General features: G+C 74.5%; 13 protein-coding genes. 8 read left to right on the forward strand and 5 right to left on the reverse strand.

The features are described 5' to 3' along the window. Nucleotide 1: 1 nt before the first annotated feature. Nucleotides 2–2,416, reverse strand: a complete 2,415-nt coding sequence (locus EQG70_RS02870) for a glycoside hydrolase family 31 protein (protein WP_109268565.1) — start codon at nt 2,414–2,416, stop codon at nt 2–4. A 126-nt stretch (nt 2,417–2,542) separates the two neighbouring features. Between EQG70_RS02870 and EQG70_RS02875 the strand changes: the two genes are divergently transcribed. Genes EQG70_RS02875 through EQG70_RS02885 form a run of 3 tightly spaced genes read left to right on the forward strand, consistent with a single transcriptional unit; the run spans nt 2,543 to nt 4,898 of the window. Then, entirely contained in the window at nt 2,543–3,730 is a 1,188-nt protein-coding gene (locus EQG70_RS02875) for an LLM class flavin-dependent oxidoreductase (protein ID WP_017832993.1), read from the forward strand. Beyond that, the gene (locus EQG70_RS02880) at nt 3,727–4,422 is read left to right on the forward strand and encodes a CE1759 family FMN reductase (RefSeq protein WP_109268564.1); all 696 of its coding nucleotides are present in this window, start codon (nt 3,727–3,729) and stop codon (nt 4,420–4,422) included. Before EQG70_RS02875 ends, EQG70_RS02880 begins: the two co-directional genes overlap by 4 nt. After that, the gene (locus tag EQG70_RS02885) at nt 4,419–4,898 is read left to right on the forward strand and encodes a MarR family winged helix-turn-helix transcriptional regulator (protein WP_232035245.1); all 480 of its coding nucleotides are present in this window, start codon (nt 4,419–4,421) and stop codon (nt 4,896–4,898) included. Before EQG70_RS02880 ends, EQG70_RS02885 begins: the two co-directional genes overlap by 4 nt. Before the next feature lie 31 nt (nt 4,899–4,929). Here EQG70_RS02885 and EQG70_RS02890 read toward each other — a convergent pair whose 3' ends face one another. The 4 genes from EQG70_RS02890 to EQG70_RS02905 form a co-directional block, all read right to left on the reverse strand. After that, on the reverse strand, nt 4,930–5,433 hold the full coding sequence (locus EQG70_RS02890; protein WP_109268563.1) for a hypothetical protein: 504 nt from the start codon (nt 5,431–5,433) through the stop codon (nt 4,930–4,932). Between the two features lie 143 nt (nt 5,434–5,576). Continuing rightward, the gene (locus EQG70_RS02895; protein ID WP_017832997.1) at nt 5,577–6,734 is read right to left on the reverse strand and encodes an acetate/propionate family kinase; all 1,158 of its coding nucleotides are present in this window, start codon (nt 6,732–6,734) and stop codon (nt 5,577–5,579) included. Nucleotides 6,735–6,801: 67 nt separating this feature from the next. Beyond that, entirely contained in the window at nt 6,802–8,895 is a 2,094-nt protein-coding gene (gene pta, locus EQG70_RS02900; protein ID WP_109268562.1) for a phosphate acetyltransferase, read from the reverse strand. A gap of 81 nt (nt 8,896–8,976) precedes the next feature. Further along, nucleotides 8,977–9,234, reverse strand: a complete 258-nt coding sequence (locus tag EQG70_RS02905; protein ID WP_017832999.1) for a metal-sensitive transcriptional regulator — start codon at nt 9,232–9,234, stop codon at nt 8,977–8,979. A 122-nt stretch (nt 9,235–9,356) separates the two neighbouring features. On the opposite strand from EQG70_RS02905, the gene EQG70_RS02910 reads away from it, so the two are divergent. From EQG70_RS02910 to EQG70_RS02930, 5 genes are all read left to right on the forward strand, one after another. Then, nucleotides 9,357–9,926 carry a rhodanese-like domain-containing protein gene (locus tag EQG70_RS02910; protein ID WP_035925495.1) on the forward strand — a complete coding sequence of 190 codons (570 nt, stop codon included), beginning with the start codon at nt 9,357–9,359 and terminating at the stop codon, nt 9,924–9,926. Between the two features lie 132 nt (nt 9,927–10,058). Further along, on the forward strand, nt 10,059–10,376 hold the full coding sequence (locus EQG70_RS02915; protein WP_017833001.1) for a thiamine-binding protein: 318 nt from the start codon (nt 10,059–10,061) through the stop codon (nt 10,374–10,376). A gap of 188 nt (nt 10,377–10,564) precedes the next feature. After that, nucleotides 10,565–10,915 (forward strand): GNAT family N-acetyltransferase, encoded by a 351-nt coding sequence (locus EQG70_RS02920; RefSeq protein WP_017833002.1) that lies wholly within the window; start codon nt 10,565–10,567, stop codon nt 10,913–10,915. Continuing rightward, entirely contained in the window at nt 10,912–11,811 is a 900-nt protein-coding gene (locus tag EQG70_RS02925; protein WP_017833003.1) for a spermidine synthase, read from the forward strand. Before EQG70_RS02920 ends, EQG70_RS02925 begins: the two co-directional genes overlap by 4 nt. Then, nucleotides 11,801–12,700, forward strand: a complete 900-nt coding sequence (locus EQG70_RS02930) for a macrolide 2'-phosphotransferase (RefSeq protein ID WP_109221803.1) — start codon at nt 11,801–11,803, stop codon at nt 12,698–12,700. Before EQG70_RS02925 ends, EQG70_RS02930 begins: the two co-directional genes overlap by 11 nt. Nucleotides 12,701–12,736 lie beyond the last annotated feature (36 nt).

The following is a 12,736-nucleotide window of genomic DNA, read 5'->3' on the forward strand; positions in this document are numbered from 1 at the left end:
GTCAGGTCCGCGTCGCCAGCACCAGCTCCGTGAGCGCGCTGAGCAGCGGCCCCTCCACGCCCAGGGCGGGTGCCTGCCCGAGCGCCCCCACGGGATCGCGCCGCACGGCCTCGTGCACCCGCCGCTTGACCTCGTAGCCGATCTGGGCGTCGTTGAGCAGGTCGAAGACGCGGTCCGCGGGATCCTGGGCGGCCACGGCGCCCAGTCCCGCCGACCGCACCACGAGGCGCGCCCCGGGGGCGACCCCCTCGACGGTGACCGAGGTGCGGTGCCCGCGCACACCGTTCCCCCGCCGGGCGGTGCGGACCGGGACGGCCCTCCCATCCACGGTCACGGTCGGCTCCGCCGGCTCCTCGAGGCCGATGAAGGTGAGGGTCCAGGTGCGCGCCGCCGGCAGGCAGCCGAGGTGGCCCTGTGCCGGGCCGACCGTGAACTCCCCGGCGGCGGCGTCGAGGGCGAGCGGGGTGCGCGCCCAGCGGGCCGGGTCGAGGCCGTCGCCGCTGTCGTCGTCCTCGTCCAGGACGGTGCGGTGCGAGGCGCCGGCGACCACCAGGACCTCCAGCTCCCCGGGATTGCCGGGGTCCGGCGCGGCGTCGTCGTCGGACCCCGCGAGGGGCACGATCGCGCCGGAGCGGGCCAGGACGGGCACGTCGTCGAGGCCCCGGTGCAGCACGAGCTCCCGCCCGCCGTCGTAGACGGTGCCCGTGAACAGGTCCGTCCAGGACCCCTCCGGCAACCACACCGGCACCGCCGCGCGGGTGACCACGGGGTCCGCGGGGGAGGTGACCGGGGCGACCATCAGCTCGGGCCCGAACAGGTACTGGTGGCCGTACCGGTAGGCCTGCTCCGCCTCCGGGTGCTCGTGGTACAGGGGCCGGACCAGGGGGACGCCCTCCACGGCGGCGGCCCGGTTGGCGGTGTGCAGGTAGGGGACCAGCCGGTGCCGCAGCCGGAGGCCGCGCTCCATGGCCTCCGCATAGGGGGAGCGGTAGCGCCACGGCTCCTTGGCGATGAAGTCGTTGTCGCCCGAGTGCAGGCGCAGGATCGGGGAGAACACCCCGAACTGCAGCCAGCGGGTGGCCAGCTCGTCGTCGCGGGCGCCGAAGACGTGCCCGCCGATGTCGTGGCTCCACCAGCCGAAGCCGATGTTCGCCGCCGTCGCCGTGAAGTACGGCTGGAACGCCAGCGAGGCCCAGGAGATGACGGTGTCGCCGGAGAAGCCGACCGGGTAGCGGTGGCTGCCGGGCCCGGCGTAGCGGGAGAGCGTCAGCGGGCGGGACCCGTCCGCGCCCGAGTCCAGGAAGTGGTAGTGGTTGAGCACCCACAGGGGGTCGACCCCGGGCAGCCGCGAGTGCGGCCCGGACTGCCAGTCGACCCACCAGAAGTCCACGCCGTCGGCCTCCAGGCCGCGGTGCAGGACCTCGAAGTACGCGGCCACGAAGTCCCGGTCGGTGACGTCGAAGGCCACGGGCTCTTCCGAGCCCGGCTCGCGCCCCAGGGCCTCGAGCATCGCGGGGTGCGCGTCCTCGAAGGAGCGCACCCCGTCGGCCGGGTGCAGGTTGAGCGTGACCCGGTAGCCGTGCTCGTGCGCCCACGCGAGGAAGCCCCGCGGGTCCGGGAACAGCTCCCGGTTCCAGGTGTAGCCCGTCCAGCCCGAGCCGTGCCGGCGCTCCACGTGCTCGTCCGTGAGGTGCCAGTCCATGTCCACCACCAGCACGGAGAACGGCAGGCGGCGCCGGTCGAACTCGGCGACCAGCTCCCGGTACTCGGCCTCGTCGTAGGCGTGGTACCGGCTCCACCAGTTGCCGAGCGCCCAGCGCGGCAGGACGGGCTGCGGCCCGGACAGGGCGTAGAGGTCGCGCAGCGCCTGCCGGTGGTCGTGGCCCCAGCCGAAGAGGTAGAGGTCCACGGCGCCCTCCTCGGGCGCGCGCGGCGCGTACCAGCCGTCGTCCGTGAGCAGCACCGAGGCGGAGTCGTCGATCACCCCGAAGCCCTCGCGGGACGTGATGCCCGGCTCGAGCGGGATCGGGCCGTCGGCCTCGTCCAGGGTGCGCGCGGTCCCGCCCAGGGTGGGGGCGGGCACGCCGTAGCGCCACACGCTGTGGTAGCTGGTCACGCCGCCGCGGATCTGCGCGGACAGTCCCGTCGGGCTGAAGGCCCGCTCGTCGTAGCTGAGGTGGATCCGCTCCGTGCTCAGCTCCAGCCCGGCCGCCGTGCGCCGCACCCGGAAGTCCGGCACCGGGAACCGGCGGTCGACGGCGAACGCGGACGGACGGTCCTCGAAGCGGCCGGCGGGACTGTACTCCAGGCGCAGCAGCCCGGGGCTCAGCACGCTGATGCGGTAGTGCTCGCCGGCGACGACGGCGCCCGGGTCCGCGGTGCCGGCGCCGGTGGGACGGAAGTGGGGGAGGGGCATGCGTCCACCCTAGGCGGACCGGGGCGGGAATAATCCGGGACGGGCGCCGCTTGACGGTAGTAGTTCAAATTTGAAAGAACAGGGCGGGCCGTCCGGCCGGACGCCGCCGCGGAGCAGGAGGACCACATGCAGTTCGGCATCTTCACCATCGGGGACGTCACCGAGGACCCCACCACGGGACGCACCCCCACCGAGCACGAGCGGATCAGGGCCACCGTCGAGATCGCGAAGAAGGCGGAGGAGGTGGGCCTGGACGTCTTCGCCACGGGCCAGCACCACAACCCGCCGTTCGTGGCGCCGGGGAACCCGCCCGTCCTGCTGGCGAGCATCGCGGCGCAGACCGAGCGGCTGCAGCTGTCCACGGCCACCACCCTGATCACCACCACCGACCCGGTGCGCATCGCGGAGGACTACGCCTACCTGCAGCACCTGACCGACGGCCGCGTGGACCTCACCATGGGGCGGGGCAACACCGGCCCGGTCTATCCGTGGTTCGGCCAGGACATCCGCCAGGGCATCCCGCTGGCGATCGAGCACTACAGCCTGCTCCACCGGCTGTGGCGGGAGGACGTGGTCAACTGGCAGGGCCGGTTCCGCGGCGCCCTGCAGGGTTTCACCTCGACCCCGCGCCCGCTCGACGGCGTGGCCCCCTTCGTGTGGCACGGCTCGATCCGCTCCCCCGAGATTCCGGAGCAGGCCGCCTACTACGGCGACGGGTTCTTCCACAACAACATCTTCTGGCCCGCCGAGCACACCCGACGGATGGTGGAGTTCTACCGGACGCGCTTCGAGCACTACGGCCACGGCTCGGCCGACCAGGCCATCGTGGGCCTCGGCGGCCAGGTGTTCATGCGCCGGAACTCCCAGGACGCCGTGCGGGAGTTCCGCCCCTACTTCGACAACGCCCCCGTCTACGGGCACGGGCCGTCCCTGGAGGACTTCACCACGCAGACGCCGCTGACCGTCGGCTCCCCGCAGCAGGTCATCGAGAAGACCCTCGGGTTCCGCGACTACGCGGGCGACTACCAGCGCCAGCTGTTCCTGATGGACCACGCCGGCCTGCCGCTCAAGACCGTCCTGGAGCAGCTCGACCTGCTGGGCGAGGAGGTCGTGCCGGTGCTGCGCAAGGAGTTCGCCGCGCTCAGGCCCGCCCACGTGCCGGAGGCCCCGACCCACGCCTCGCTGCTGGAACGCCACCGCGCCGGCCAGGACCCGGTGCCCGGCGGCGCCGAGGACTCGCCCGCCGGGCGGGCCCGCGCCGCGCAGGCCGCGGAGCCGACCACGGGGCGGACCACGGAGAAGGCCCACCGATGAGCGTCCGGAACCCCACCGGGACGACGACGCCGGACCCCACCGCGGCGCGCCCGCTCACCGTGGCCGTGGTGTCGGCGGGGATGTCCGACGCCTCCTCCACCTCGCTGCTGGCCGACCGGCTCGCCGAGGCCGCCCGGGACGGACTGGCCGAGACGCCGGTGCGGATCGAGCGCGTGGACCTGCGCCCGCTGGCCCACGCCGTCGCCGACCACCTGCTCACCGGGTTCCCCGGTCCGGAGCTGCGGACCGCCCTGGACACGGTCGCCGGGGCGGACGCCCTGATCGCGGCCACCCCGACGTACAAGGCCTCCTACTCGGGGCTGTTCAAGTCCTTCTTCGACCTCGTCGACGACGCCGCGCTGGAGGACGTGCCCGTGCTGGTGGCCGCGACCGGGGGCACGGCACGCCACTCCCTGATGCTCGACACCGCCATGCGCCCCCTGTTCACCCACCTCAAGGCGCTGGTGCTGCCCCTGGGGGTCTACGCCGCCACCGAGGACTGGGCCGGCGGATCGCTCGAGTCGCGCATCCGGCGCGCCGGCGCGCAGCTGGCGCGCTCGATCGCGCCGGGAGCGCAGCCGGCCGGACGGGCGGCCGGCGAGGTCCCGGCCGGTGCGGCCGCGCCCGGGCGGGGCGGCGGGTTCGACGGGGTCCCCGACTTCGCGGACCTGCTCGCCCGGGCCGGCCGGTGACCGGCCACCCGGCGGCCGCGCCGGAGCCCGCGGCCGCGCCGGAGCCCGCCGCCCGCCCGTGGGACGTGTGGCAGCTGTTCTTCGAGACCACCGCCCGGCTGACCACGGAGATCGAGGCGCGGCTCAAGGAGCACGGCTGCTCGCTCATGGACTACCAGGTGCTCCTGCTGCTGCGCAACGCCGACGACCACCGGCTGCGGATGGGGGAGCTGGCCCAGCGGCTGGTCTTCTCCCCGAGCCGGCTCAGCTACCAGATCGGCGTGCTGGAGAAGCGCGGCTGGGTGCGGCGCCGGCGCTGCGCCGAGGACGCGCGCGGCCTCGAGGCCGAGCTCACGGAGGAGGGGCTGCGCGCCTTCCGGCGCCTGCGGCCCGCCCACGCCCGCGACGTCGAGGAGCTGTTCCTCCGTGCGCTCGAGGGCGACGACGCCGACCGGCTGGCCGCCGTCATGGACCGGCTGGCCCGCCGGCTGGCCTGAGGACGGGGCTGCGGCGTCCCGGTCCGCGAGCTCAGCGCAGTGCCGCCCGCACGCCCGGCCGGGCGGCCACCACGAGCCAGGCCACGTCCACGACGGCCTTGAGCGCGCCCGTCGCGAGTCCGATCGACGTGCCCGCCGGGACCACGAGCAGCAGCACGGCGTTGGCCACGGTGGTCAGGAGCGCCATGGACGCGAAGACGATGCCGAGGATCCACGCCCACTGCCGCTGCTCGCGCAGCGGGAAGTACACCAGGGCGTAGAGCCCGGCGGTGAACCCGAGGCCGAACAGGAGCGAGATGGCGAGGACGACCGTCCCGAACGCCCCTGCGGGCAGGCCGGTGTACTGCTCGGGCGCCGCCAGGTACCCCACCGCGCTGCCGAGGACCGCGACCACGAAGGACGCCACGGTGAGCCGGAGCAGCAGCCGCAGATCGGCCGTCACCGGGGGCCGGGGCGGGCGGGCCTTCGCGTAGGGAGGAGCGCCGGGCGGCGGCGGGCCGCCGTGGCCCCGGGGCTGGTGGGGCTGCTGGGACATCGTCGGTGCCTCCTGACGCACGGGCCTGACACGGGGAGGGCCCTGCGCAGGGCCCAGCACCGAACCTATCCGTTGGAATCGCATTCGCGAACACCTGGCGGCCCCATGGCCCCGGTGCGGCGGAGCGTGACGCCCGGATCCGCTCAGGCGGGGGAGGTCCCGGCCGCGACGAGCGCCGCGGTCGCCGCCGCGATCGCCTGCTCCTCGTCGGTGGGCACCACGAGGACCTCCAGTGCGGATCCCGGCGCGGAGATCCGGCGGACCTCCCGCGAGCGGGCGGCGTTGGCGTCGTCGTCGAGCACGACCCCGAGGGCGCCCAGCCGCCCGCAGACGCGGGCGCGGAAGGCCGAGGCGTTCTCCCCGATCCCGGCCGTGAAGACCAGCGCCTGCGCGCCGTCCACGGCCACGTGGTAGCCGCCCACGTACTTCGCCAGGCGGTGGGCGGCCATCTCCAGGGCCAGCTCGGCGCGCTCGTCGCCGCGGTCGGCGGCCTCCTGGACGGCGCGCATGTCGTGGTCGCCGGCGATGGCCCGCAGGCCGGACTCCTTGTTGAGCACGGCGTCGAGCCGCTCGGGGGTCATCCCGGGGTCCCGGCGCAGGACGGCGGTGACCACGGACGGGTCCAGGTCCCCGGTGCGGGTGCCCATCACCAGGCCCGCCAGGGGGGTGTAGCCCATCGACGTGTCGTAGGAGGCGCCGTCCTTGACCGCCGTCACCGACGCGCCGTTGCCCAGGTGCGCCACCACGCAGCTGAACCGCTCGCGCGGGACGCCCAGGAACTGCGCCGCCTGACCCGTCACCCAGTCGTGGGACGTGCCGTGGAACCCGTAGCGGCGGATCCCCCAGCGCTCGTAGAACTCCTCCGGCACGGCGTAGCGCCACACGTGCTCGGGCATGGTGCGGTGGAAGGCGGTGTCGAACACGCAGATCTGGGGCAGGTGCGGCCACGTCTTCTGCACGGCCCGCAGGCCCAGGACGGCGGCGGGGTTGTGCAGGGGAGCCAGCGGGACCAGCCGCTCGATGTCGCGGATGATCTCGTTGGTCGCGAGCACCGGCGCGGAGAAGCGCTCGCCGCCGTGGACCACGCGGTGGCCCGCGGCGTCGATCGTGCGCCCCTCCAGCTCGGCCTCGAGCCGCTCCGCGAGCAGCTCGAGCGCCTGCGTGTGGTCCGCGATCCGCGAGCTGCCGATGTTCTCGATCAGCCCGGAGGCCAGCACCGTCCCGCCGTCCGCACCGGCCTCGAGCTCCCGGACCTGGTACTTGAGCGAGGACGAGCCGCAGTTGACGACGAGCACGAGCATGGAGGACTCCCTGGGGCTGTGGCGACGGGCATGGGGACGGGGACGGTGCGAGCGGTGGGCCGGTGGGTCACATGCCCTGCGCCTGGATCGCGGTGATCGCGACCGTGTTGACGATGTCGTCCACGGTGCACCCGCGCGAGAGGTCGTTGACGGGCTTGCGCAGCCCCTGCAGCACCGGGCCCACGGCCACGGCGCCGGCCGACTGCTGGACGGCCTTGTAGGTGTTGTTGCCGGTGTTGAGGTCCGGGAAGACGAACACGGTCGCCCGGCCGGCCACGGCGGAGCCGGGCAGCTTGGAGGCCGCGATCGAGGCGTCCACCGCGGCGTCGTACTGGATGGGGCCCTCCACCTCGAGCCCCGGGTCCGCGCCGCGCACGATCTCGGTGGCCGTCCGGACCTTGTCCACGTCCTCGCCGGAGCCGGACCCGCCGGTCGAGTAGGACAGCATCGCCACCCTGGGCTCCACCCCGAACTGGCGGGCGGTGCGGGCGGAGGCGAGCGCGATGTCCGCCAGCTGCTGGGCGTCCGGGTTGGGGTTCACGGCGCAGTCGCCGTAGACCAGGACGCGGTCCTCGAGGAGCATGAAGAACACGGAGGAGACGATCTTCACGCCCTCGGAGGTCTTCACGAACTCCAGGGCGGGGCGGATCGTGTTGGCGGTGGTGTGCGCGGCGCCGGAGACCATGCCGTCCACGTCCCCCATCTGCACCATCATGGTGCCGAAGTAGGAGCCGTCGAGCATCCGCTCCAGTGCCGTCTCCGGCTGCACGCCCTTGTGGGCGCGCAGCCGCACGTACTCCCCGGCGTACTTCTCGCGCAGCGCGTCGTCGTGCTCGAAGTCCACGAGGGTCAGCCCGTCCTCGGCGAAGTCGAGGTTGATGCCCTCCGTCTGGCACAGCTGGGCGATCCGCCCGGGGTCGCCCAGGACCGTGAGGTCGCAGAAATTGCGGCGGTGGATCATCTCGGCGGCCCGCAGGATGCGGGGGTCCTCGCCCTCGGGCAGCACGATGTTCTTCCGGTCCGCCCGGGCCGTCTCGACGAGCTCGTGCAGGAAGCGCAGGGGCGTGCGCTTGGCCGGGCGCGGCAGGTCGAGCCGGCTCACGAGCTCCTCGCCGTCCACCCGCCGGGCCCACTCGCCGAGCGCGGCCGCGACCTTGCGCGGGTGCGCCCCGGAGAGGGTGCCCCGGGTCCGGGACACCTCCCGGGCGGCCCGGTAGGTGTCCAGCCCGGTGGTCAGCACGGGGAACGGCGCCGCGGCGGTGAGCTCCCGGATCCGCCCCTCGGTCTCGAAGCCGCCCGTGAGCAGCATCCCGGAGGGGACGGGCAGGGCGGGGGAGAGGGCGGAGGCCAGGGACGCGACGACGATGTCGGAGCGGTCCCCCGGCGTGATGACGAAGTCGCCGTCGGCGAGCTGCTCGAGGTAGTGGCCCACGGTCATCGCGGCGATCTTCACGCCCTTGACGTCCCGGTCCAGGGAGACCGCGGACGGGCCGTCCCCGAACCCGTGCCGGTCCCGCAGCTCGGCGACGGTCGGCGCGGCCACCGCCTCGTTCTCGGCGATGACGTACACGGGCAGGCCCCGCACGCCGCGGGCGGCGTTGTGCTCGATCTGCTCCACCCAGTCGGGGCGGGCGCGGTTGACGATGACCGCGAAGATGTCGCACCGCACCTGGTTCAGCTCGGCCCGGGTGACCTCGACCGCGTTGAGCACGTCCTCGGGGCTCTCGGACTCGTCGGCGCCGATCACGGCCAGCACGGAGGCGCCCAGGTTGTTGGCCATCCGGGCGTTCATGTCGAACTCGGCGGTGGCCGCGTTGTGCGCCAGGAGGTCGGTGCCGTCCACCACGATCACGTCGCAGTGCCGGGCCATCTCGCCGTAGACGGTCACGGCCATCGCGTCGAGCTCGTCGTGGTCCCCCGCGGCGAGCAGCTCCCGGGTGCGCGCCAGGGAGATGCCGCCGCGGCAGCGCTCGTCCGGGAGGTCGAAGTTGCGCTTCATCAGCTGCACCATCGGGTCCTCCGCCGGGGTCTCCCCGAGGTGGACGGGCCGGAAGTAGCCCAGGCGGTCCGTCTTGCGGAACAGCGAGTCGGCCAGGCCGAGGGCCACGAGCGACTTGCCGGACTGCGGCGTCATGGCGCTGACGTAGATGCCTTGGGTCATGGTGGCGGGGTCCTCCGACGGTCGGGCTGGGTCCGTGCCCAGTCTAGGGCCCGCCCGCCGCAGGACCGGGTGCGGGGCCGCTCAGGCGAGGGAGAGGAACATCTTCTCCAGCTCGGCCTTGTCGAGGCTCGGGTCCTCCGAGCGCAGGCACTGGTCCAGGCCCGTGGCGATGATGGAGAAGCCGGCCTTGTCGAGGGCGCGGGAGACCGCGGAGAGCTGCGTCACCACGTCCTTGCACTCGCGGCTCTCCTCGAGCATGCGGATGACGGCGCCGAGCTGGCCCTGGGCCCGCTTGAGCCGGTTGATGGTGGGGGTGAGGTCCTGGGGGTCGAGTTGCACGGGGCGCTCCTGGGTGTGGTGGTTGCTCCGACGATTCTATACCCCCTGGGGGATCTTGCATACCCAGGGGGGTATAGTGCATCATGGAGTCACACCCACCGTCACCCGGAAGGAACTGCCGCATGACCTCGAAAGTCGCCCCCGCCGAGCTGAAGTCCTGGATCGAGTCCGGAGAGGAGGTCGCCGTCCTCGATGTGCGCTCCGCCGCCGAGTTCGCCGCCGAGCACATCGACGGCGCCTACAACGTCCCCGTCGACCTCGTGGCCGACCACGCGCAGGACATCGCCGCGGCCCTCGGCGGCAAGGTCGCCCTGATCTGCCGCTCCGGCGCCCGGGCCACCCGCGCCCAGGACATCCTCTCCTCGGCCGGCACCGAGAACACCTACGTCGTCGACGGCACCGTCGACGACTTCGAGAAGGCCGGCGGCGCGGTCGTCCGCGGCGCCTCGACCTGGGCCATGGACCGTCAGGTCCGCATGGTCGCCGGCTCGCTCGTGCTGGCGAGCGTGGTGGGCGGGCAGCTGGTCTCCCCGAAGCTGCGCGCCGTCGCCGCGGGCGTCGGCGGCGGGCTCGCGTACTCCGCGCTGTCCAACACCTGCGCCATGGCCAACGTGCTCTCGAAGATGCCCTGGAACCAGGGCGCCAAGGATCCCTCCAAGGACGCCGTGCTGGAGCAGCTCACCGCCCAGTGATCCGTCCAGTGATCCGCCGGGTCGACCCCGCGGACTGATCCGCCGGCCCCGCCGCCACGCCGTTCGCGTGGCGGCGGGGCCGTCGTCGTCCCCGGGGTTCACCCGGACGCCGCCGGGTGGGAGGATGGGGGCATGCTGGTTGCCTTCTCCGTCTCCCCGTCCGGCGGCGAGAACCCGAGCGGTTCCGTCCACGACGCCGTCGCCGCCGCCGTCCGCGTGGTCCGCGAGTCCGGACTGCCGCACGAGACCGACGCCATGTTCACCACGATCGAGGGCGAGTGGGACGAGGTCATGGACGTCGTCAAGCGCGCCACCGAGGCCGTGGGCCGCTACGGGCCCCGGGTCTCGCTCGTGCTCAAGGCCGACATCCGCCCCGGCCACACCGGTGAGCTGCAGGGCAAGGTCGAACGCCTCGAGGCCGCGATCCAGCGGCAGGCCATAGAGTCCTGAGCGCTGCCCCCGCGGCGGTCCGCCTGCGGACCGCAGGACCGTCCGACGCCGGGGTCTGGTCCGCCCTGCACCTGCGCTGCCTCGACGAGACCTACCGTCCGCTCTTCGGGGACGCCTTCGCCGACCGGCAGCAGGCCGCGGCCGAGCGCACCGCCGGCTACGACCTCGCCCTCCTCGCGGACCCGCACGTGCGCACCCTCCTCGCGGTCGACGACGACGGGGCCGCCCTCGGGCTGGTCTCCGCCGGCCCGGCCCCCGCCGCGTGGGAGGGGCGGGCCGGGGTGCCCGCCCCGCTCGTCCCGCTGCAGCTGTTCCAGCTCTACGTGCTGCGGGCCGCCCACGGCACGGGCCTCGGCGCCGCCCTGCAGGAGGCCGCGATCGGCTCCGCGGACGCGTACCTGTGGATCATGGACGGCAACGCCCGCGCGGAGCGCTTCTACGCCAGGCACGGCTTCCGGGCCCTGGCCGAGTCCTTCCCCGCCGGCGGGCCCTGGACCGGGCAGCGCATGCACCGCATGCTGCGGACGGGGACCGCGTGAGCCGGGCGTCCCGCCGCTCGCGCACGGCGCCGGCGCCCGCCGGGCCCACCGGCCCCGCGGCCGGGAGCTACGAGATCTCGACCGGCACCGCCGAGCTCGTCCCGGACGCCTACGCCCCCGGCTCCTGGGTGCTGCACGTCAACGGCGTCCCCTCCTCCCACGTGGACCCGGAGCACCCCGAGCGGCTGGACTTCGAGTACATGCGCTGGATCGCCGCGGTCGTGGACGCCCACCTCGCCGCCCACCCGGACCCGGAGCGGCTGCGGGTGCTGCACCTCGGCGGCGGCGCCTGCTCGCTCGCCCGCTACCTCGCCCACGCGCACCCGGCCGCGCGGCAGGTCGTCGTCGAGCTCGACGGGCGGCTCGCCGAGCTGGTCCGGGAGTGGTTCGACCTCCCGCGCGCCCCCCTGCTGCGGATCCGGGTGGGGGAGGCCCGCGCCGTCACGGAGTCGCTGAGCCCGGCCACCCGGGACGTCGTGGTCCGCGACGTCTTCGCCGGGGCCGTGACCCCCGAGCCGCTCACCACGGTGGAGTTCGCCCGGCACGTGCGGCGCGTCCTGGCCCCCGGCGGGCTGTACGTGCTCAACTGCGGCGACACCCGGGACCTCGCCGGGGCGCGCGCCGAGCTCGCCGCGCTGTCCGAGGTGTTCGAGCACGTCGCCGCCGTGGCGGACCCGGCGATGCTCAAGGGCCGCCGCTACGGCAACATCGTGCTGGCCGCCTCCTCCGCCCCGCTGCCGCTGGAGGGCTCGCCCGGGGCGGCCGCGCTCGGCCGGGAGCTGCTCGGCGGCGCGGTGCCCGCCCAGTACAAGGACGAGGCGTGGGTGCGCTCCTTCGTGGGCGGCACCCCGCCGCGCCACGACCCCGTCGCCGAGGGGGCGCGCGATGGCGCCTGAGCCCGCGACCGAGCAGGACGTGCGCGGCCTCGCCCGGCGGCACGGCCTGGACCTGGAACCGGGGACCGTCCGGTTCGAGGAGGCGGGTCTGGACTACCGGGTGGCGTTCGCCGCCGCCTCCGGGAGCGGCGAGCAGTGGGTGCTGCGGATCCCGCGCCGCCCCGACGTCGCGGCGAAGGTGGCCGACGAGCTGCGGATCCTGGACTTCGTGCGCCCGCGGCTCCCGGTCGCCGTGCCGGACTGGCGGATCGCGGGGCCGGAGCTCGTCGCCTATCCGCTGCTGCCCGGCCGGCCCGGTCTCACCCTCGACGCCGCGGGGCAGCCGGTCTGGCACTACGACACCGCCTCCCCGGAGCACGCCCGGTCCCTGGCGGAGGTCGTCGCGTCCCTCCACCGCCTCGACCCCGCCGCCGCCGCGGCGGCGGGGGTCTCCGCCGAGACCCCCGAGCAGGTGCGCCGGCGGTGGGCGGCCGACCTCGAGCGGGTGCTCGGGGAGTTCGACGTCGCCGCGGAGTTCGCGGCCCGGTGGCGGGCCTGGCTCGACGACGACGGGCTGTGGCCGCGCCGCACCGTCCTCACGCACGGCGAGCTCTATCCCGCCCACCTGCTGCTCGACGACAGCAGCCGCATCCTGTCCGTCCTGGACTGGACGACGGCCGGCGTCGGCGACCCGGCCCTGGACCTCATGTACCAGCACCTCATCGCCCCGCCCGAGTCCTTCGCGGCGACCGTCCGCGCCTACGAGGAGCTCACCGGCCGCCACGAACCCCGCCTCGCCGACCGCTGCGAGGCCCTCGTGGCCGCAGGACCCCTCAACTACGCCCTCTTCGCCCTGGCGTCCGGGGAACCGGGCCACCGCGAGGCCGCCGCCGCGCAGCTGCGTCCCTGAGGTCCCCACGCTCCACCGTCCGGCCGCGCCCTATCC

The sequence above is a fragment of the Kocuria rosea genome (assembly GCF_006094695.1).
GTDB lineage: Bacteria > Actinomycetota > Actinomycetes > Actinomycetales > Micrococcaceae > Kocuria > Kocuria rosea.

What these genes read in the sequence shown, in the direction of transcription:
- EQG70_RS02870 (WP_109268565.1), bottom strand. Translation starts at nt 2,416, where the DNA reads ATGCCCCTCCCCCACTTCCGTCCCACCGGCGCCGGCACCGCGGACCCG.
- EQG70_RS02875 (WP_017832993.1), top strand. Translation starts at nt 2,543, where the DNA reads ATGCAGTTCGGCATCTTCACCATCGGGGACGTCACCGAGGACCCCACC.
- EQG70_RS02880 (WP_109268564.1), top strand. Translation starts at nt 3,727, where the DNA reads ATGAGCGTCCGGAACCCCACCGGGACGACGACGCCGGACCCCACCGCG.
- EQG70_RS02890 (WP_109268563.1), bottom strand. Translation starts at nt 5,433, where the DNA reads ATGTCCCAGCAGCCCCACCAGCCCCGGGGCCACGGCGGCCCGCCGCCG.
- EQG70_RS02895 (WP_017832997.1), bottom strand. Translation starts at nt 6,734, where the DNA reads ATGCTCGTGCTCGTCGTCAACTGCGGCTCGTCCTCGCTCAAGTACCAG.
- pta (WP_109268562.1), bottom strand. Translation starts at nt 8,895, where the DNA reads ATGACCCAAGGCATCTACGTCAGCGCCATGACGCCGCAGTCCGGCAAG.
- EQG70_RS02910 (WP_035925495.1), top strand. Translation starts at nt 9,357, where the DNA reads ATGACCTCGAAAGTCGCCCCCGCCGAGCTGAAGTCCTGGATCGAGTCC.
- EQG70_RS02915 (WP_017833001.1), top strand. Translation starts at nt 10,059, where the DNA reads ATGCTGGTTGCCTTCTCCGTCTCCCCGTCCGGCGGCGAGAACCCGAGC.
- EQG70_RS02930 (WP_109221803.1), top strand. Translation starts at nt 11,801, where the DNA reads ATGGCGCCTGAGCCCGCGACCGAGCAGGACGTGCGCGGCCTCGCCCGG.